This is a genomic window from Kitasatospora sp. NPDC034533, assembly GCF_055575155.1.
Window position 1 is genome coordinate 114,953 of record NZ_JBVITE010000007.1, and the last position, 18,729, is coordinate 133,681.

At 75.1% G+C, this 18,729-nt stretch carries 16 protein-coding genes; 5 read left to right on the plus strand and 11 right to left on the minus strand.

The window, feature by feature from the left end:
* The first annotated feature begins 277 nt into the window (after nt 1-277).
* Nucleotides 278-2,215 (plus strand): anthranilate synthase family protein, encoded by a 1,938-nt coding sequence (locus ACZ55U_RS07800; protein WP_465523533.1) that lies wholly within the window; start codon nt 278-280, stop codon nt 2,213-2,215.
* Between the two features lie 84 nt (nt 2,216-2,299).
* Here ACZ55U_RS07800 and ACZ55U_RS07805 read toward each other — a convergent pair whose 3' ends face one another.
* From ACZ55U_RS07805 to ACZ55U_RS07815, 3 genes are read right to left on the minus strand one after another with little or no spacing between them, the layout of a single operon-like run.
* Complete coding sequence (locus tag ACZ55U_RS07805) at nt 2,300-2,995, minus strand: response regulator (protein ID WP_465523535.1); 696 nt, start codon at nt 2,993-2,995, stop codon at nt 2,300-2,302.
* On the minus strand, nt 2,992-4,215 hold the full coding sequence (gene macS / locus ACZ55U_RS07810) for a MacS family sensor histidine kinase (RefSeq protein ID WP_465523537.1): 1,224 nt from the start codon (nt 4,213-4,215) through the stop codon (nt 2,992-2,994). The genes ACZ55U_RS07805 and macS overlap by 4 nt, the downstream gene beginning before the upstream one ends.
* A 51-nt stretch (nt 4,216-4,266) precedes the next feature.
* The gene (locus tag ACZ55U_RS07815) at nt 4,267-5,085 is read right to left on the minus strand and encodes a lysophospholipid acyltransferase family protein (RefSeq protein WP_465523701.1); all 819 of its coding nucleotides are present in this window, start codon (nt 5,083-5,085) and stop codon (nt 4,267-4,269) included.
* Nucleotides 5,086-5,274: 189 nt separating this feature from the next.
* Here ACZ55U_RS07815 and ACZ55U_RS07820 point away from each other — a divergent pair, with 189 nt between their 5' ends.
* Together ACZ55U_RS07820 and ACZ55U_RS07825 are read left to right on the plus strand one after the other, a co-directional pair.
* The gene (locus tag ACZ55U_RS07820) at nt 5,275-6,066 is read left to right on the plus strand and encodes an alpha/beta hydrolase (RefSeq protein ID WP_465523539.1); all 792 of its coding nucleotides are present in this window, start codon (nt 5,275-5,277) and stop codon (nt 6,064-6,066) included.
* Between the two features lie 10 nt (nt 6,067-6,076).
* On the plus strand, nt 6,077-6,838 hold the full coding sequence (locus ACZ55U_RS07825; protein ID WP_465523541.1) for a hypothetical protein: 762 nt from the start codon (nt 6,077-6,079) through the stop codon (nt 6,836-6,838).
* A gap of 97 nt (nt 6,839-6,935) precedes the next feature.
* On the opposite strand, the gene ACZ55U_RS07830 is transcribed toward ACZ55U_RS07825, so the two are convergent.
* The 5 genes from ACZ55U_RS07830 to ACZ55U_RS07850 form a co-directional block, all read right to left on the minus strand.
* Nucleotides 6,936-7,718: an endonuclease/exonuclease/phosphatase family protein gene (locus tag ACZ55U_RS07830; RefSeq protein ID WP_465523543.1), complete on the minus strand. Its 783-nt coding sequence runs from the start codon at nt 7,716-7,718 to the stop codon at nt 6,936-6,938.
* A gap of 129 nt (nt 7,719-7,847) precedes the next feature.
* Nucleotides 7,848-8,792 (minus strand): ROK family glucokinase, encoded by a 945-nt coding sequence (locus ACZ55U_RS07835; protein ID WP_465523545.1) that lies wholly within the window; start codon nt 8,790-8,792, stop codon nt 7,848-7,850.
* A gap of 191 nt (nt 8,793-8,983) precedes the next feature.
* Entirely contained in the window at nt 8,984-9,478 is a 495-nt protein-coding gene (locus ACZ55U_RS07840; RefSeq protein WP_465523547.1) for a DUF5304 family protein, read from the minus strand.
* 147 nt (nt 9,479-9,625) lie between these two features.
* A complete protein-coding gene (locus ACZ55U_RS07845; protein ID WP_465523549.1) occupies nt 9,626-10,798 on the minus strand; it encodes an ArsA family ATPase in 1,173 nt (390 codons plus the stop codon).
* A 30-nt stretch (nt 10,799-10,828) separates the two neighbouring features.
* Nucleotides 10,829-11,290, minus strand: coding sequence for an SRPBCC family protein (locus ACZ55U_RS07850; protein ID WP_465523551.1), 462 nt, complete (start codon nt 11,288-11,290; stop codon nt 10,829-10,831).
* Between the two features lie 348 nt (nt 11,291-11,638).
* Between ACZ55U_RS07850 and ACZ55U_RS07855 the strand changes: the two genes are divergently transcribed.
* Nucleotides 11,639-13,432 carry an AMP-dependent synthetase/ligase gene (locus tag ACZ55U_RS07855; RefSeq protein WP_465523553.1) on the plus strand — a complete coding sequence of 598 codons (1,794 nt, stop codon included), beginning with the start codon at nt 11,639-11,641 and terminating at the stop codon, nt 13,430-13,432.
* A 69-nt stretch (nt 13,433-13,501) separates the two neighbouring features.
* Here the strand turns inward: ACZ55U_RS07855 and ACZ55U_RS07860 are convergent, their stop codons facing one another.
* The gene (locus tag ACZ55U_RS07860) at nt 13,502-14,638 is read right to left on the minus strand and encodes a glycosyltransferase family 4 protein (protein ID WP_465523555.1); all 1,137 of its coding nucleotides are present in this window, start codon (nt 14,636-14,638) and stop codon (nt 13,502-13,504) included.
* A gap of 213 nt (nt 14,639-14,851) precedes the next feature.
* Between ACZ55U_RS07860 and ACZ55U_RS07865 the strand changes: the two genes are divergently transcribed.
* A complete protein-coding gene (locus ACZ55U_RS07865; protein ID WP_465523557.1) occupies nt 14,852-16,225 on the plus strand; it encodes a glycosyltransferase 87 family protein in 1,374 nt (457 codons plus the stop codon).
* A gap of 40 nt (nt 16,226-16,265) precedes the next feature.
* On the opposite strand, the gene ACZ55U_RS07870 is transcribed toward ACZ55U_RS07865, so the two are convergent.
* On the minus strand, nt 16,266-17,333 hold the full coding sequence (locus tag ACZ55U_RS07870; RefSeq protein WP_465523559.1) for a hypothetical protein: 1,068 nt from the start codon (nt 17,331-17,333) through the stop codon (nt 16,266-16,268).
* 125 nt (nt 17,334-17,458) lie between these two features.
* Nucleotides 17,459-18,505, minus strand: a complete 1,047-nt coding sequence (locus tag ACZ55U_RS07875) for a C40 family peptidase (RefSeq protein ID WP_465523561.1) — start codon at nt 18,503-18,505, stop codon at nt 17,459-17,461.
* Nucleotides 18,506-18,729 lie beyond the last annotated feature (224 nt).

An 18,729-nucleotide genomic window follows, 5' to 3' on the forward strand; every position in this document is an offset into this window, starting at 1 on the left:
TGGAGTGACACGTGACCATTGCCCGAGGGGTGAGACGCATCTCGGACAAAAGCGTGACCGCCCTCACCCGCCGCACCGCATCCGCTACGCTCGATCCATGCACGCGCCCCACACCCACTCCTGGTGGTGGGCCTCCCCCCAGGGTGGCCCACAGTTGACGCGTTCCTAGACGAACACGACGGCCGCCCCTCGGGGCGGCCGTCGGCGTCTGAGCAGACGGCCCTCCGGGAGCGGACCTCGCACCCCCCACCAGTCCACCCGGAAGGACACCGTTCCCGTGACCACCGCCGTCGATCTGCTCGCCCGTCTCACCGCCCCCGGCGCCCCCGCCTTCGCCCTGCTGCACCGCCGCACCCCGCGGCTCAGCCCGGACACCGTCGAGGTGCTGCTGGGCACCGTCGACGGCTACGAGCGCCTCGCCGACCTGCCCGTCCGCAGCGGCGCACCGGCCGGCGGCGGCCCGGTGCACGACCTGCTCGCGCTCGTCCCGTACCGCCAGATCCGCGAGCGCGGCTTCGAGGCCCACGACGACGGAACCCCGTTGCAGGCCCTCTCGGTGGCCGAGCAGCACACCCTTTCGTTGGCCGAATTCATGTCCGCCCTACCGGAGTTGCCGGTCCCACTCACCGGGGGCGGGTTCGACGTGGACGACGAGGAGTACGCGGCGATCGTCCGCCGGGTGATCCGGGACGAGATCGGCAACGGCGAGGGCGCCAACTTCGTGATCCGGCGCGACTTCCACGCGACGCTGGAGGGCTTCTCCCCCGACCTGGCGCTGACGCTGTTCCGGCGGCTGCTGGAGCAGGAGCGCGGCGCGTACTGGACCTTCCTGGTGCACACCGGTGAGCGGGTCCTGGTCGGCGCCTCCCCCGAGGTGCACGTCCGGCAGAGCGGAGGCACCGTCGTGATGAACCCGATCTCCGGCACCTACCGCTATCCGGCGGGCGGCTCCGACCTCGACTCGCTGCTCCGGTTCCTGCACGACCCCAAGGAGCTGGAGGAGCTCACCATGGTCGTGGACGAGGAGCTGAAGATGATGTGCACCGTCGGCGACCTCGGCGGCCAGGTGCTCGGGCCCCGGCTCAAGGAGATGGCCCACCTCGCCCACACCGAGTACGAGCTGCGCGGACGCACCTCGCTGGACGTCCGGGACGTGCTCCGCGAGACGATGTTCGCCGCGACCGTGACGGGCAGTCCGGTCGAGAACGCCACCCGGGTGATCAAGCGGTACGAGCCCGCGGGCCGCGGCTACTACTCCGGCGCGCTCGCCCTGATCGGCCGCTCCGCCAGCGGCGGGCAGCTGCTGGACTCGCCGATCTGCATCCGCACCGCCGACATCGACCCGGCCACCGGCCGGCTGGTCGTCCGGGTCGGCGCCACCCTGGTGCGCCACTCCGTCCCCGAGTCCGAGGTCGCCGAGACCCACGCCAAGGCCGCCGGGGTGCTCACCGCGATCGGTGCCCGGCCCGCGCCCGCCCGGCCGGCCCCTCCGGTCGGGCCCCGGCTCGCCGAGGACCACCGGGTCCAGGCCGCCCTGGACGCCCGCCGGGCCGACCTCGCGCCGTTCTGGCTGCGGATGCAGCAGCGGTCCGAGGTCACCGAGACCGAGCCGACCCTGGTGGTGGACGGTGAGGACACCTTCACCTCGATGCTCTCCCACCTGCTCGGCTCGCTCGGTCACCGGGTGACGGTGGCCCGCTACGACGAGCCGGGGCTGCGCGCGCGGGTCGCCGCGCACCGGGGCGCCCTGGTGCTCGGCCCCGGCCCGGGCGACCCGGCGCTCGCCGACGACCCCAAGATGGCGCTGCTGCGGCCGATCGTCGCGGACGCGCTGGCCGCCGCCCGCTCCGGCGCCCGCACCGCGCCGCTGCTCGCGGTCTGCCTCAGCCACCAGCTGCTGGCCGCCGAACTCGGGCTCCCGCTCGGCCGCAAGGCCGTCCCGTACCAGGGGGCGCAGGAGCGCATCGACCTGTTCGGCAGCCGGCGGACGGTCGGCTTCTACAACACCTTCACCGCGCGCTGCTCGGAGGGCGACGCCGCCCGGCTCGCCACCGAGGGCGTCGAGGTCTCCCGGGACGCCGTCACCGGCGACGTGCACGCGGTGCGCGGGCCCGGCTTCGCCGGCCTCCAGTTCCACCCGGAGTCGGTGCTCACCCGGGACGGGGTGGACATCGTGGCGGGCCTGCTGCGCGGGGCGACGGCCGCGCTGCGCTGAGCCGGGCTGAGCCGCGCCGCGCCGGCCGGCCCCGGGCGGACGCCTTCCACCTCGGGGCCGGCCGCGGTCGTCCGTGGCCGCCCGTCAGACCTCGTCGTCCAGGCCCTGCTCGATCGCGTACCGGACCAGCTCCACCCGGTTGTGCAGCTGGAGCTTCCCGAGGGTGTTCTGCACGTGGTTCTGCACCGTCCGGTGCGAGAGCACCAGCCGGTCGGCGATCTGCCGGTAGGACAGCCCCTTGGCCACCAGCCGCAGCACCTCGGTCTCCCGGGCGGTCAGCCGCGGCGCGGCCGGCTCCGACGCGGGGGCCGGCTCCGCGGCCAGCCGGCGGAACTCGCCGAGCACCAGACCGGCCAGGCCGGGGGTGAACACCGCGTCGCCGACGGCCGTACGGCGCACCGCGTCCAGCAGTTCCTCCCGGCCGGCCGACTTCAGCAGGTAGCCGGTCGCACCGGACTTCACCGCCTCCAGCACGTCCTGGTGCTCGCCGCTGGCCGACAGCACCAGCACCCGGACCGCCGGGTCGTGCGCGACCACCTGGCGGCACACCTCGGCGCCGGGCAGACCGGGCAGGTTGAGGTCCAGCACGACCACCTGGGGGGTGCAGGCGCGGGCCCGGCGGACGGCCTCCTCGCCGTCGCCCGCCGTGGCCACCACGTCCAGCCCCGCCTCGGCGAGGTCCCGCGAGACGGCGTCCCGCCACATCGGGTGGTCGTCCACCACCATCACCCGCACCGGCCGGGCGGTGGTCGGCTGATCGGTCATCGTCTGGTCGGTCATCGCGTGGCCTTCCTGGGGGCGCGCAGTTCGACCTCGACGCCCTCCCCGGGCGCCGAGTACAGCTCGGCCGTGCCGCCGAGGTCCAGCAGCCGGCCGCGGATGGACTGGGAGACGCCGAGCCGGCCGGCCCGCTCCGCCTCGCCGAGCCGGCCGGGGGCGAAGCCCGGGCCGTCGTCGCGGATGCTGACCGTGACGGCCTCCGGCTCGTCCTCGACCAGGATCCAGGCCCGGGCCCGCTCCCCCGCGTGCTTGCGCACGTTGTCGACGGCGGCGCCGACCGCCGCCGCCAGCTCGCCCGCCGCCCGGCCGGGCAGCAGCACGGGGGTGCCGGGGGCGGAGAGCGTGATCCGCTCGTCCGCGTACGGGCGCAGCAGCGCGGTGAGGTCGCGCGGGGCGTCCGGGTCCGCCGGCCCGGCGGCGTCCGGCCCCGGCGTGCGCTGCGTGGGCAGCGGACCACCCGTCATCAGGGCCCGCAGCGCCCGTTCCTGTTCACCCGCCAGCCGGCCCAGCTCGGCGAGGTCCGCACCGCCCGTCCCGCCGCCCGGCTCCGCGCCGCGTCGCTGGACGAGTGCGAGCACCTGGAGCACGCCGTCGTGGATGTCCCGAGAGAGCCGCTCGCGTTCCCGGGTGGCGGCCTCGACCTGGAGCGCCCGGGTGAGGGTGGCCTCGCTGCCCCGGGCCAGCTCGATCACGTAGCCGATCGCGCAGCCGGCCATCAGCAGCAGCACGATGTTGTGGAGGTTGTCGCCGGTCGGGCCGCCGTGGCCGAGGATGTTGGCGACGCCGATCACCGAGCCCGAGGCCGCCGCCGGGCGCCAGCCGCCCTTCCCGGCGTAGCCGAGCACCGTGCCGGCGGCCCAGATGGTCGGCAGGGTGGGCGCTCCGTGGCTGATCCGGGCCGGCGAGTCGGTCAGGCCGCTCATCACGATGCCGGTGACGGCGAGGGTGAGGTCGGTGCCCAGGACGTACCAGGTGCAGCGCTGCGGGTTGGCGAAGGCCCGGGTGCTGGCGAGGGTCCAGAGGGTCAGCGCACCCATGAAGATCCAGCCGGCCACCGGGTGCAGGAAGTGCAGGTAGGAGTTGAAGTAGCGCAGCAGGGCGTAGCACAGGGCCAGCACCCGGAAGTAGGAGATCGCCTTCCACAGCGGCAGCTCGACGGACATGCCGCCGGCCGCCACGGTGCCGCCGACCGCGCCGGCTCTGCCGCCGTCCTCCGTCATCCGCCCGCCCCTCCCCTGGGCCCCGTCCGGGCCGCCGGGCGGCCCTGACGTCTACTCCGGCTTCTCCGACGTGCCCGGCTCGGCGGACTTCTCGGCCTCGGCGGCCTTCTCCGCCGCCTTCTCGGCCTTCTCCGCCTCGGCGGCCTCCGCCTTCTCGGCCTTGGCCGCGGCCCGGCGCTCGGCGTCGGCCTTCTTCTTGTCCTCGGCGATCTGCCGCTTGGCGGCCGTCGCGTAGATGTCCACGTACTCCTGGCCGGAGAGCCGCATGATCTCGTACATCACCTCGTCCGTCACCGAACGGAGGATGAAGCGGTCGTTCTCCATGCCCTGGTAGCGGGAGAAGTCCAGCGGGCGGCCGATCCGGATGCCGGGGCGGATGCCGAAGTTGGGGATCACCTGGCCGGGCGGCTGCACCTTCTCGGTGTCGATCATGGCGACCGGGATCACCGGGGCGCCGGTGGCCAGCGCGACGCGGGCCAGACCGCCGACCTTGCCGCGGTACAGCTTGCCGTCGGGCGACCGGGTGCCCTCGGGGTAGACGCCGAACAGCTCGCCACCCTCCAGCACCGCGATGGCGCTGCGGATCGCGGCCTCGCCGGCCCCGCGCACGCCCGAGCGGTCCACCGGCAGCTGGCCGACGCCCTTGAAGAACGCCGCCGTCAGCCGGCCCTTGAGGCCAGGGGTGTTGAAGTACTCGGCCTTCGCGATGAAGGTGACCCGACGCTTGATCAGCGCGGGGAAGAAGAACGAGTCCGAGAAGGACAGGTGGTTGCTCGCGATGATCGCCGCACCCTCGGTGGGGATGTTCTCCTCACCCTCGATCCAGGGCCGGAAGAAGATCCGAAGCAATGGCGCGACGATCATCTTCATCAGTCGGTAGAACAACCCGGGCCTCCTGTTATGCGGACCGGTCGATCCTAATGCCCCGCGGCCGTCCGCTGCGCCCGGGCCCGCCGTGAGGGGTGTACGACCCGGCGCGGAGCGTGGGACGATGCGAATCCGCAACGCCCCCGCCAGCGTCCCCTCCCCCAGCGCCACCCGTCCGCGAAGGAGCCCGCCATGCCGTTGCTGCCCGGTGCCGAGCCGTACCACCACCGCGGCGGACCGGTGGGGGTGCTGCTCTGCCACGGCTTCACCGGGTCGCCGCAGTCGGTGCGCCCGTGGGCCGAGGAGCTGGCGGCGGCCGGGTTCACCGTCTCGGTGCCGCTGCTGCCCGGGCACGGCACCCGCTGGCAGGACATGCAGCTCACCCGCTGGCAGGACTGGTACGCGGCGGCCGAGCAGGAGCTGCTGGCGCTCGCCGGGGAGTGCGAGCAGGTCTTCGTCTGCGGGCTGTCGATGGGCGGCGCGCTGGCGCTGCGGCTCGCCGCGCTGCACGGGCCGACGGTCTCCGGGCTGGTGCTGGTCAACCCGTCGGTGCGTTCGGACACCCCCGTGAGTGTGCTGCTGCCGGTGCTGCGCCACCTGGTCCCCAGCGTGGCCGGGGTCGCCGGCGACATCGCCCGGGCCGGGTCGGCCGAGGTCGGCTACGACCGCACCCCGCTGCACGCCGCCTGGTCGCTGAGCCTGCTGTGGCGGGAAGTCCAGCGGCTGCTGCCGGAGGTGACCCAGCCGGTGCTCCTCTTCCGCAGCCCCCAGGACCACGTGGTCTCCCCGGCCAACTCGGAACTGGTGGTGGCCCGGATATCCTCGACCGACGTGGCGGAGCGGCTGTGCCAGCGCAGCTTCCACGTCGCGACGCTGGACCACGACGCGGCGGAAATATTCGCGGCCACCCAGGACTTCATCCGACGGCTGACCGCACCCGCGGTGGGCGTCACCCGGGTCGAATCCGACGATCACCATGGCTGAAGGGCCGGAAGTGCACGAGAGCAGCACGGCGGGCGGCGGGGACGAAACCCCCCGCGAGGACGGCACTCCCCGCGAGGACGGCGCGGCCGAGGGCAGCGGCGGGACGAACGCCGCCGCCCCGGGCGGCTCGCCGACGGACCGTACGGTTGCGGGCGGCGCCGTGACGCCCCCGCCCGTCCAGGACGCCGCCGGGGCCGCGGACGCCGCCCCGGAGCCCTCCGCCGAGCGCCGCACCCGCCGGGCGCCCGAGCGCAGCCAGGCCGAGCAGGACGAGATCTTCGCCGCCCTGGTGGCCCAGTTCGACGACCCGGTCGACCTCAACAACCCCAACTGGCCGGAGGTGGAAAACCTCCGGGCGCAGAACGAGCTCAAGGGCCGCTCCAAGGACGGTGCCGACGGCCGCGGCGACCTGGACGACCTGTCCGGTCTCGCCCCGCAGCCCCGCCCCCGCTCCGGCCGGCCGGTGATGCCGGCGGGCGGCGCGGGCCCGCGCGACTTCGAGCTGGCCGAGGAGACCGACGAGGGCCACTACGTCCCGCCGGAGCCCCCGCCGCTGCCGACCGCCGACGTGACCGCCAAGTTCGCCTGGCTGGCGGTGCTCGGCGGCCCCGCCCTGCTGCTGGTCGACGCGGTGGTCTGGCGGGAGATCTCCGGCTGGCCCGCCTGGGTCGGCATCACCGCCTTCCTCGGCGGCTTCGTCACGCTGGTCGCGCGGATGAAGGACCGCGACGAGGACGAGCCGGAGGATCCGGACCACGGCGCGGTGGTCTGACCCCCGGGTCCGCCCCTCCGCCGGGCCCGGTCCGGCCCGGCCCGGGGATCCCGCCGATCCCGCCGAAGCCGCCGAAGCCGAACGCGGCCTAGGCGGCCTAGGCGGCCGGCAGTTCGAGGACGGCGAGCACCGGCAGGTGGTCGGTCGCGGCCCGCAGGTCGGCCTCGGTGACACCGGGCAGCCCGTGCGGCACCCCGCAGCCGAGGACGGTGATCCCGGGGGTGGCGAAGACGGCGTCGATCCGCTGGTAGGGACGCTCCGGGACGGAGGTGAACTCGCCGCCCCAGGGCGCGGTCGGGTGCCCGTCCTGGAGCCGGGAGGCCAGCAGCCGCCAGCCGGGACCGTCCGGATGTTCGTTGAAGTCCCCTGCCACGACGCCGAGTTCGGCGATCCCGAGCTGGTCGAGCAGCAGCTCGAACTGCCCGTACCGCTCCTCCTGGTCCAGGCTGAGGTGGCAGCTGGTGACGGTGAACGGCGCCGTGCCGGGCAGCCGCAGCAGCGCGGTGGCGAAGCCCCGGGCGTGCAGGCCGCGGGTCTTGGGCAGCAGCCGGTCGTACACCCCGAGCGTCTCCACGGCGCCGGGCCGGCCGAGCAGCAGCGGTCCGGCGGCGGTGCGGCCGCCGCCGGCCAGCACCCGCGTCCCGGTGTGCCGCGCCAGCCAGGCGGCCTGCCCCTCGGGCCGCCAGTAGCGCGGCGACTCCTGGACGCAGACCACGTCCGGGTCGCAGGCCCGGATCACCCGGGCCAGCGCCCGCCGGTCGTCGCGCAGCGAGCGGATGTTGTAGCTGAGCAGGCGCAGCCGGCCCGGGCCGGGCGGCGGCAGCGGTTCGACGGCGGCGGTCTCGGCGGCGGTGCCGGCGGCGGCGGTCTCGGCGGTCATGGTCCTCCCCTGGGCGGTCACCGGATCGCTCCGACGGTACGCGGCGGGGCCGGGACGTGCGACGGCGGCGGCGCGTCCGGGATCGGTCGGGGCCCGGTCGCACCGCCGCCGGCGGGCTGGGGAGGACGGTCAGTCGGTGCGCGCGAGGTCCGCGGCGCCGACGATGCCGGCGGCGGAGCCCATCGAGGCCAGGACGACGTCGGCGCGCGGGCGGTGCACCCCGCCGGTCAGGTAGTGATCGAAGGCCTTGGCGACCGGGTCGAGCAGCAGCCGCCCGGAGTCGGAGACGCCGCCGCCGAGGACGAAGACGCCCGGGTCGAACAGCGCGGCGAGGTCGGCCATGCCGCGGCCCAGCCAGTCGGCCAGTTCGGCGTAGCACTCCAGGGCGAGCGGGTCGCCCTCCTCGGCGGCCTGGGTGATGTGGATGCCGCGGATGGTCTCGGCCACGCCGTCGTTGAGCTCCAGCATCCGGCGGCCGCGCAGCGGGTCGGCGGCGGCCTTCTCCCGGCCGTAGCGGCGCAGCGCGCGCCCGGAGCCGTACTGCTCCCAGCAGCCCTTGCCGCCGCAGCCGCAGGCCAGGCCGTCGGGGACCATGTTGAGGTGGCCGATCTCGCCGGCCACGCCGAAGCGGCCGCGGTGCAGCCGGCTGTCCAGGACGATGCCGCCGCCGATGCCGGTGCCGACGGTGATCAGCACCATGTCCCGGTGGTCGGCGGCCGCGCCGAACCTGAACTCGGCCCAGGCGGCGCAGTTGGCGTCGTTCTCGACGACCGTGGACAGGCCGGTGAGCTCCTCGATCCGACCGCGCAGCGGCTCGTTCTCCCAGTCGATGTTGGGCGCGAAGATCACCGTGGAACGGTTGCTGTCGACGAAGCCGGGGGCGCCGACGCCCACCGCGGCGACGTCGGGGTGCTCCTCCTTGAGCTCGCGCACGGCCTGCGCGATGGCGTCGACCGCCCACTGGGGGTCGGCCGGGGTGGGCACCCTGGTGCGGGACAGGATCGCGCCCGCCTCGTCGACCACACCTGCCGCGATCTTGGTCCCGCCGACATCGACGCCGATGGTCAGAGCCATGTGTCCCTCAGCTATTCACTCGTTCCGCTGGGCGGAACGCTACCGCCCAACCCGGCCCCCGTACACAGCGTCGCATACATTATCCGAAGGCAATTCCGAACCCATCTGGCCGCGATGCTTCAAAAGTCGTATCTAATCCCCTTCTTCGTGACGTACGAGAGCGGGACGATCACCCTCCGGAAGTCACGGTTTCACTGCTTGGCGGACGGCCCGTCGGCCTCGTCAACGCCGCGGCCGGGGTCGCCGTCGAGGTCGATCTTCTCGGCCGGCGCGCCCTGCCCGGCGGTCCAGCGGTTCTCGTGCCCGGCCACGGCGGCGCGGTAGGCGGCCAGCAGCTCGCTGCCCGCGGTGGCGAGCCCGGCGCCGACGGCGGCCAGGTGGGAGTAGACCTCCGGCTGCCGGGTGCGCAGCCGGTCGGCCATCCCGGAGAGGCTGATCAGGGTGGTGGCGCCGGCCTCCTGGGCCTTCTCGCCGAGCGCGCCGGCGAACCGGCGGACCTCGTCCACCAGCGGGCCCAGCTCCGGCCCGAAGGGGTGGGACTGCCCGCCGCCCGGCCCGGTGCCGCCGGCCCCCGGTTCGGTGCGGTCACCGGCGGGCCCGCTACGGTCCCCGCCGGTCCCGGTGCGCTCGTCGGCGGGCTCGGTGCGCTCGTCGGCGGGCTCGGTGCGGTCGTCGGTGCTGGTCATCGCGGGCGCCTCCTCGGCCGTGGCCGCACCCCGCGGCCCTCCGGCCCGACGCTACCCGACCGGCCGAACGGCCCGGGAAGGCCCGGCCCCCGTCGGAACTCCGCCGAACCGCCGCCGAACCGCCGCCGAACCGCCGTCGAGCCCCCGTCAGCCCCGCGGCCAGAGCGCCGGATCCGGCGCGAACCGCACCGAGAGCACCCCGTCGGCCAGCCCGGCCCCGGCCACCGTGCAACGGCGCAGCGCGGAGGGCAGGGTGAGCACCCGGCGGTGGGCACCGAGCCCGACCACCAGGTCGTCGCCCCGGCGGACCAGGTCCAGTTCCGCGCGGTCGGCGCCGGGCAGGTCGAGGTGCCAGACCAGCAGACCGTCCTCGGCGAGCCGGTCCTCGACCGGCCAGGGCGCGGGAGCGAGCCGCTCGGGCCCGTCCCCGTCCCCGTAGAGGCGCTCGGCGAGGGCCTCCAGGGTGACGTCGGTCAGGTCGCCGACCAGCACCGGGGCGTCGGTCTCGGCGGCGAGCCCGGTCAGCTCCTCCTGGCGGCGGCGGGCCAGCGCGGCCAGCCAGGGGTCGGGCGAGGCGGCGGCGGCCTCGGGCAGCGCGCCGTGCACCACCACGGCGTCCGGCCGGTGCCCGTGCAGCGCGAGTCCGGCCCGGATCCGGCGCAGCTCGCCGTACGGGTGGCCGTCGGCCGGGACGACCAGCCGGACGCTGGTGCCGGGGTCGGTGATCGCGGCGCGGGACTCGGCGAGCGCCGCGGCGGCCCTGGTGCGCCCCTCGTACAGCCAGTCGGCGGGCATCGGGACGCCCGCCAGTCCGGCCAGCAGCGGGCGCAGCGCCCGGGCGGCCTGCCGCTGCTCGGGGACGAGCCGGTCCAGGTAGCGGGCGAGCTGCTCGGGCAGGGCGAGGGTGGCGATCAGTTCGGCCGGCGGCGGGGCGAGCACCACCAGGACGTCCTGGTCGGCGGCGGGCAGGGCGCGCAGCAGGGCGAGCCGCGCGATGCCGGGCAGGGCGGTGAGTTCCTCCGGGTCGAGCTGTTCGGCGCCGAGCAGGTCGAGGGCGGGCTTGAGCCGGCCGGTGAGCGCGCCGACGGCGTAGCGGAAGGCGGCCTGCTCGTCGATCCGGGAGACGGTCAGGCCGGGGGCGTGGGCCAGCGGTTCGGGCTCCAGCCTGGTCCCGAGGGCGGAGTCCAGGGCGCGGTGCGGGTCGTCGGCCGCCAGCAGCCAGGTGCGGTGGCCGCGCCGGGCGGCGTGCAGGGCGGTGGCGGCGGCCACCGTGGGCGCGCCCGCGTCGCCGCTGACCAGGATGGTGCGTGTCGCCGTCATGCCGTGCGGCCCCCTCGTGCGGTCGGCCCGTCAGCCCTGGGAGGGCTTCTTGCCGTCGGTGTCCTCGACGCGCTTCTTCAGACCGGCCAGGGCGCGGTCGATGATGACCTTCTCGGCCTTGCGCTTGATCATGCCGAGCATCGGGATCTTGACGTCCACGGCGAGCTGGTACGTCACCTCGGTGCGGCCGCCGGCCAGCGGGGCGAGGGTGTAGGAGCCGTCCAGCGAGCGGAGCATCTGGCTGCGGACGAGGGTCCAGCCGACCTCGCGGTCGCCGTCCCAGGTGTAGGCGAGGACGTGCTCGTCGCGGATGGCGCCGGCGTCCAGCAGCAGCCGGACCTGGGCGGCGCGGCCGTCCTCGCCGGTCTCCAGGACCTCGATCTCCTTGACCTCTCCGGTCCACGCCGGGTAAGCGGCGAAGTCGGCGATCACGGCCATGACCGTGGCCGGGGTCGCGTCGATGGTGATGCTCGACCTGGTGTGCTCCGCCATGGAATGGCCCTCCGCCTCGTCCCTCTGCCTGCCGGTCCGGCCGGGGCGCACTCGGCCCGGTCCGCCCGGAGCAGGCTATCGCGCCCGGCGGCGGTGATCGGCGACGGGCGGCGGCGGGGCGGCGGGTGCCGGACGACGGCCGCGGGGCGGCGGCCCACGGGCGGCGGGGCATGTTACCGGCCGGTCGCCCGGCGCTGCCGTAGGGTGCCATTCGAACGACCTGGTCACGGCCTGGTCGGACCCGGCCGGGTGTGACACTTCGAACACCGGAGCCGACCCCCCTGGTCCAAGCTGCCTACCGGGCAGTAACGTCCTGCCGTCCCGCAGCGTCGCGAACGAGGAGCAGTCTTGCTCGACTTCAGCCTTCCGGCCCTCTACCAGGTACCGAGCGGCGGCAACCTCGCCGACCCGGTGCACCGGAACGCCGAGGAGCGCCCGGACGTCGCCGTGCTCAGCCGGAAGGTGGACGGACGGTGGCAGGAGCTGACCTCGGTCCAGTTCCTGGCCGAGGTGCACGCCGCCGCGAAGGGCCTGATCGCCGCGGGCGTCGAGCCCGGCGACCGGGTGGGCATCATGTCCCGCACCCGGTACGAGTGGACGCTGCTGGACTTCGCGATCTGGACGGCCGGCGCGATCACCGTGCCGGTGTACGAGACCTCCTCCGCCGAGCAGGTCGAGTGGATCCTCGGCGACTCGGGCGCGGTCGCCGTGATCACCGAGACCGCCCAGCACCTCCGGGTCGTCGACGAGGTCCGCGACCGGCTGCCGGAGCTGGAGCACACCTGGCAGATCGAGGGCGGCGCGCTCGCCGCGCTCGCCGAGGCCGGCCGGGACGTCCCGGACGCGACCGTCCACGAGCGCCGCCGGATCGCCGGCCCCGACTCGATCGCCACCATCGTCTACACCTCGGGCACCACCGGCCGCCCGAAGGGCTGTCAGCTGACGCACGGCAACTTCCTGGCCGAGTGCGGCAACGTCGTCGAGCGCCTGGCCCCGCTGTTCCGCACCGGCGACAGCTCGGTCCTGCTCTTCCTGCCGCTGGCCCACGTGCTCGGCCGGATCGCCGAGATCGCCCCGGCGATGGCCCCGATCAAGCTCGGCCACGTCTCCGACATCAGGGACGTCACCGCCGAGCTGGCCGCCTTCAAGCCGTCCCTGATCCTGGGCGTGCCCAGAGTCTTCGAGAAGGTCTACAACACCGCCCGCGCCAAGGCCCAGGCCGACGGCAAGGGCAGGATCTTCGACAAGGCCGCCGACACCGCGATCGCCTACAGCCGGGCGCTGGACGCGGGCGGCGCGGGCCTGGTGCTGCGGCTCAAGCACGCGGTCTTCGACAAGCTGGTCTACAGCAAGCTGCGCGCCGCGCTCGGCGGCCGGGCCACCCACGCCATCTCCGGCGGCGCCCCGCTGGGCGAGCGCCTGGGCCACTTCTACCGCGGCATCGGCTTCACCGTCCTGGAGGGCTACGGCCTGACCGAGACCTGCGCGGCCACCGCCTTCAACCCGTGCGACAAGCCGAAGATCGGTACGGTCGGCCAGCCGGTGCCCGGCTGCTCCGTCCGGATCGCCGAGGACGGCGAGGTCCTCCTCAAGGGCCCGCACGTCTCCACCGGCTACTGGAACAACCCCGAGGCCACCGCCGACGCCTTCAAGGACGGCTGGTTCGCCACCGGCGACCTCGGTTCGCTGGACTCCGAGGGCTACCTGACCATCACCGGCCGCAAGAAGGAGATCATCGTCACCGCCGGCGGCAAGAACGTCGCCCCGGCCGTGATCGAGGACCGCATCCGGGGCCACGCCCTGGTCGGCGAGGTCATGGTGGTCGGCGACCGCAAGCCCTTCGTCGCCTGCCTGATCACCGTCGACCCGGACTTCTTCCCGAAGTGGAAGGAGCTCAACGGCAAGCCGGCCGACGCCACCGTCGCGGAGCTCGCCGCCGACCCGGACCTGCTGGCCGCCCTCCAGGCCGCGGTGGACGATGGCAACGCGGCCGTCTCGCACGCCGAGGCGGTCAAGAAGTTCCGGCTGCTGGACACCGAGTTCTCCGAGGAGAGCGGCCACCTGACGCCCTCGCTCAAGCTCAAGCGCAACGTCGTGCTGAAGGACTTCGCGGCCGACATCGAGGCCCTGTACCGGAAGTAGGGCCGGGAACGACCGTGCGGGCCCCGCCCCTCCGGGAGGGAGGCGGGGCCCGCACGCGTCACCCGGCGGTCACCCCGCCAGCAGCGAGGCCAGCCGCCCGGCCAGCAGGTCCCAGCGCCAGGAGCGCTCCACCCAGCGCCGCCCGGCCTCCCCCATCCGCCGCCGCAGCTCCTCGTCGCGCAGCAGCCGGACGATCCGCTCGGCCGCCGCCGGGGCCGAGCCGCCGGGCACCACGTAGCCGGTCTCGCCCTCCAGCACCGCGTCCGGCGCCCCGCCGGAGTCGCCGGCGACCACGGGCAGGCCGGTCGCCGAGGCCTCCAGGTAGACGATGCCCAGGCCCTCCACGTCCAGCCCGCCGCGCCGGGTGCGGCAGGGCATCGCGAAGACGTCCCCGGCCCCGTAGTGGGCGGGCAGCTCCTCCCAGGGCACCGCGCCGGTGAACCGCACCGCGTCCCGGACGCCGGTGGCGTCCACGAGCTTCTCCAGGTCCGCCCGGTACGGGCCACCGCCGACGATCAGCAGTACCGCGTCCGGCACGTCGGCGAGGATCTGCGGCATCGCCTCGATCAGGGTGTCCTGGCCCTTGCGCGGCACCAGCCGGGAGACGCAGACCACCACCGGCCGGTCCGCCAGCCCCAGCCGGCGGCGCACCTCGGCGCCCCCCGAGGCCGGGTGGAAGGTCGCCTCGTCCACGCCCGGCGGCAGCTGCACCATCCGGGCCGCGGCCCGCGGCCCGACCGCGGCGGCGATCCGGGAGCGGGTGTACTCGCCCAGGTAGGTCAGCACGTCGGTGCCCGCCCCGATCCGGCGCAGCAGCTGCCGGGAGACCGGCAGCTGGGCCCAGGCCGCCTCGTGCCCGTGGGTCATGCCGAGCAGCCGCCCGGCGCCGGCCCGGCGCAGCGCGGGCGCCATCAGCCCGAGCGGGGCGGCGGCGCCGAACCAGACCGAGTCGCACTTCTCCGCGCGCAGGATCTCGGCGGCCCGCCGGGTGACCCGCGGTGTGGGAACCATCACCTTCGTCCGGTCCCGGATCACCGGGAACGGCTGCTCGGCGTCGAAGCGGGCCACCTCGCCGCCGTCCCGCCAGGTCGAGGCGTACACCACGACGCTGCCTGCGGGCTGACGGACGGCCATGTTGTGGACGAAGGCCTGGATGCCACCGGGGCGGGGCGGGAAGTCATTGGTGACGATCAGGGTTCTGTGCATCAGGCCACGGCTCGCTCGGTCGGGGGGTGCGCGGTGTACCGCTGGGTGATCCGTACGATAGGTCAACACCACGACCCACCGGGAACGGAACCGCGCACGGCAACCGTTTGACCCCCGGGTCTGTCCTAGTACCTAGGCCGTGAAGCAGCACGGCCCGGGCGTCCGTCGGTACGACGCCTCCGGTGGGACGTACGAGACGAACGAGGGAGCGCAGTGGAATTGGCCCCGGCCACCGAGCCCGGTTCTTCGCGCGGCCGCCTCGGCCGCCCGCTCGGGGCGCTGGCCGCACTCGGCGCCACCTGGGTGGCCACCCGGGCCCTGCTGGTGCTGCTGACGACCGGCGTGCTGAAGGGGCCCGGCGGCGACGTCACGGCCGACGTCTGGATGATCTACCACGCCTGGTACGGCGTGCTCCAGACCGGCACCTTCCCGTTCGACGACGTGACCTGGCAGTACCCGCCGGGGGCCGCCCTGGTGATCCTGCTGCCGGGCCTGCTGCCGTGGTCGTACCTGGTCTCGTTCTGGGTGATCTGCGGGATCGCCGACGCCGCCGCGGCCGCCCTGCTGGTCCGCACCGGCCTGCGCCGGGGCCGGGCGCTGACCGGCGCCTGGATGTGGGTGGTGGGCGTCCCGCTGCTCGGCCCGATGATCTACAACCGCTTCGACGTCATCGTCACCGCGGTCGCCGTGGCCGGCCTGCTGGCGCTGATCCGCCGCCCGGCGGTCGGCGGGCTGCTGCTGGGCCTGGGCGGCATCGTCAAGGTCTGGCCGCTGCTCGGCCTGATCGGCACCCCCTCCGGCCGCCGCACCCGCCGCTCCTGGACGCTGGCCGGCGCCACCGCCGTCTCCGTCGGATTCCTCCTGGCGGCCGGGATGAACGGCGCCTTCGACTTCCTGGCCTTCCAGAAGGACCGCGGCATCGAGGTCGAGTCGCTCGGCGCGCTGCCGCTGCACCTCGCCCGGCTCGCGGACGGCTGGGACGGCAAGGTCACCATGAACTACGGCTCCCCCGAGATGCTCGGGCCGTGGGTCAGCGTGATCAGCAAGGTGATGATGGCCGGCACCGTGCTGGGCTTCGCCTGGCTGCTGCTGTGGCGCTTCACCTCCAAGCGCCGCAACGCGTCCACCATGTACGACGCGGCGCTGTGCGCCCTGCTGATCTTCGTGGTGACCAGCCGGGTGATCAGCCCGCAGTACCTGGTCTGGCTGGTCGGCGTCGCGGCGGTCTGCCTGACCGTGCGCGGCACCAGCCAGCGGCCGGTGGCGGTGCTGATCCTGCTGGCCTGCCCGCTGACCCTGCTCGAATTCCCGACCCTCTTCAGCCAGGTCCTGGCCAGCGAGCCGATGGGCGTCGCCGCCCTGGCCCTGCGCAACCTGCTGCTGCTGGCCGCGGCCGTGCTCTCCGGCATCCGGCTGTGGCGCTCCACCCGCGGCGAGGCGCCGCTGCCGCCGACCGTGGTGCTGGACCGCGAGCCCGCCGCGCTGCCGGCCGCGGGCTACCCGGTGCGTCCGGGCATCGCCTACGAGCAGGACCTGCTGGACGGCATCGGCCACCCGGGCGCCGCCCCGGCCCAGCAGCGCCGCTGATCCGGCGGCCGTCGGGCGCGCGCCGGTGGGTCGCCGCCGGTCAGTCCTTGAGCGCCGCCACCCGCTCCAGCCAGAGCCGGGTGAACTCCTCCAGGCCGACGCCCAGCTCACGGCGCATCAGCCGGTCGGTGCGGCCCTCCCGGTCCTCGCCCTGTCCGTCGGCCGCGCCGACGGCCCGGTAGAAGGCGACCAGCCGCTGGGGCCCGTGGTCGCGGGCGATCAGGTCGCAGGCCAGCCAGGACTGCTCGTAGGCCTGGGCGATGCCGGCCGCGCCGGCCGCGAAGTCCCGGTCGGCGGGCAGCGCGGTGGGCAGCTTCCCGGCGGCGACGTCCCGGGCCAGCTCGGGGGCGACCTGCCGCGCGGCGCGGCCGCTGTCGCGGTAGGCGGTCCAGTCGGCCGCGCCCTCGGAGAGCCACATCGGGGTCCAGGAGCGGGTGTCGGCCCTGGTCGCCACGTGGGTGGCCTCGTGGGTGACGACCACCTGGCGGCCGAAGTCGCTGAGCCGCCCGTACGCCTCCGGGTTGACCAGCACCCGGTCCGCCGGGGTGTGCCGGGGCGCGCCCGGGGCGGCCACCGTGACCGCCGCCATGCCCGCCCAGTCCTCCGGGTCGCCCTCCAGCAGGCGGGCGAACTGCTCCTGGGTGGCCGGCCGCTCCAGCAGCAGCCGCTGCGGCCAGGCCGCGCCCCAGACCTCGGTGACGGCGGGCACCGCCCGGTCCCCCACCGCGACCAGCTCGGCCGGGTCGGGGCCGTCGGCGGGCCCGACCACCAGGCAGTGCGCGCCCGGCGCCGAGCGGAGCGGCCCGAAGTCCCACGGCGCGGGCGGCCCGCTCGCGCTCTCCTCGCGCTCGACCCGCCAGCCCTCCCCCGCCCGGGCCAGCTCGATCCGGCGGGGGTAGACCACCGGGTACGCGTCGTACCCGGCGATCCGCACCACCAGGTCGGCGGCCGCGGTCACCCGCTCCGGACCGCCGGACCCGGCGAGCACCAGGTTGCGGTACTCCGCCCCGGCCACCGGCAGCCCGGCCCAGGGCGGCGCCGAGCCCGCCCGCCGCGCCAGCGCCCCGGCCACCCCGGCGCGCCGGTCCGCCGACCGGGCCGCGGGCACCGCCGCCGGAGCGGCCGGCGGCAGCGACAGCTGGGCCAGCCCGCCGGCGGCGAGCAGCAGCGCGCCGCGCCGGGACAGCGCGCGGCGGGGGGCGGGTATCCGCGGGGAGCCTGACGGCGAGGCGTTCAGAGCCGGACCACCCCGGAGACCGGCATCGCGGTGACGCTCTCGTAGCGGACCTTGGCGCCCGGGCGGGGGGCGTGCACGATCACACCGCCGCCGGCGTACATGCCGACGTGGTGCATGTCCCGGTAGAAGATCACCAGGTCTCCCGGTCGCGCTTCGGACAGGCTGATCCGCTGCCCGGCGTACGCCTGGGCCTGCGAGGTGCGCGGCAGGGTCACTCCGGCCTGCCGCCAGCTGTAGTACATCAGACCGGAGCAGTCGAACGCGTTCGGCCCGGTGGCCCCGTAGACGTACGGCGAGCCGATCATCCGCACCGCGGCGGCCAGCGCGGCGGCCCCGCGCTCGGAGGCGGGCGGCGCGGAGCCGAGGTCCAGCCGGTCGGTGCCGCGGGTGGCGCGCTGCTCGGCGTCGCGGGCGTCCTGCGCCGCCAGCCGGGCCCGCTCGCCGGCGCCCAGTCCGTTGAGCAGCTTCTGCGCCGCGGCCAGCCGCTGCTGGATCTGCTGCTTGCTGTCCGCGAGCGAGCGGCGGGTCTCGTCCAGCTCGGCGAGCTTGTCGGCCGCCTCGGTGCGGCGCTGGTCGAGCCGGCGCTGACGGGTGAGCAGCTCGTGCAGGGTCTCCTGCTGGCGGGTGGCGGCCTGGCCCATGGTGCGGGCGCGGGCGAGGTACCCCTCCGGGTCGGGCGAGAGGATCAGCTGGGCGGTCTGGGTCATCCCGCCGCCGCGGTACTCGGCCCCGGCGACCGTCGCCAGGTCGCCGCGCAGCTGGTTGAGCTGGTCCTGCGCGAGGGCGATCTCCCCCTGGAGGATGGTGGTCTCGCCCTGGAGCCGCCGCTGCGCCTCCTGGGCGGCGTTGTACTTCTCGGACGCCTGCTCGGCCTCGTCGTACAGCTGCTCCACCTGCGCCTTGACGTCCTGACGGTCGGTCGGGTCCGGGGTGCCGGGGGCGGCCTGGGCGCTGCCGCCGGAGGCCACGCCCAACGCGGTGGCGGCGGCCGCTGTCAGCACCAGCGCCCGGGCGAGCAGTGGGGAACGACGGTGCACGGGCATGGCGGCGGCGACTCCAATCCTGCGGCGCGGGCCCCCGCCGCCGCACCACTGCGGGCGGCCGTCGAGCGGAAGTCCGGTGGCAGACGTTAGCGAGTCCGGGCAAGCGAGTCCAAACCCCTCCCAACCCGAATATTCGCTCACTAATCGGACATCAGATCGACCCGCCCGCAAAAGCCGCAGGCCCGGCCTCCCCTCGGGGAAGACCGGGCCTGAGAGCGTCCGAG

What these genes read in the sequence shown, in the direction of transcription:
- macS (WP_465523537.1), bottom strand. Translation starts at nt 4,215, where the DNA reads ATGACGGAGGACGGCGGCAGAGCCGGCGCGGTCGGCGGCACCGTGGCG.
- ACZ55U_RS07830 (WP_465523543.1), bottom strand. Translation starts at nt 7,718, where the DNA reads ATGACCGCCGAGACCGCCGCCGCCGGCACCGCCGCCGAGACCGCCGCC.
- ACZ55U_RS07875 (WP_465523561.1), bottom strand. Translation starts at nt 18,505, where the DNA reads ATGCCCGTGCACCGTCGTTCCCCACTGCTCGCCCGGGCGCTGGTGCTG.
- ACZ55U_RS07840 (WP_465523547.1), bottom strand. Translation starts at nt 9,478, where the DNA reads ATGACCAGCACCGACGACCGCACCGAGCCCGCCGACGAGCGCACCGAG.
- ACZ55U_RS07805 (WP_465523535.1), bottom strand. Translation starts at nt 2,995, where the DNA reads ATGACCGACCAGACGATGACCGATCAGCCGACCACCGCCCGGCCGGTG.
- ACZ55U_RS07850 (WP_465523551.1), bottom strand. Translation starts at nt 11,290, where the DNA reads ATGGCGGAGCACACCAGGTCGAGCATCACCATCGACGCGACCCCGGCC.
- ACZ55U_RS07835 (WP_465523545.1), bottom strand. Translation starts at nt 8,792, where the DNA reads ATGGCTCTGACCATCGGCGTCGATGTCGGCGGGACCAAGATCGCGGCA.
- ACZ55U_RS07820 (WP_465523539.1), top strand. Translation starts at nt 5,275, where the DNA reads ATGCCGTTGCTGCCCGGTGCCGAGCCGTACCACCACCGCGGCGGACCG.
- ACZ55U_RS07845 (WP_465523549.1), bottom strand. Translation starts at nt 10,798, where the DNA reads ATGACGGCGACACGCACCATCCTGGTCAGCGGCGACGCGGGCGCGCCC.
- ACZ55U_RS07815 (WP_465523701.1), bottom strand. Translation starts at nt 5,085, where the DNA reads ATGAAGATGATCGTCGCGCCATTGCTTCGGATCTTCTTCCGGCCCTGG.
- ACZ55U_RS07860 (WP_465523555.1), bottom strand. Translation starts at nt 14,638, where the DNA reads ATGCACAGAACCCTGATCGTCACCAATGACTTCCCGCCCCGCCCCGGT.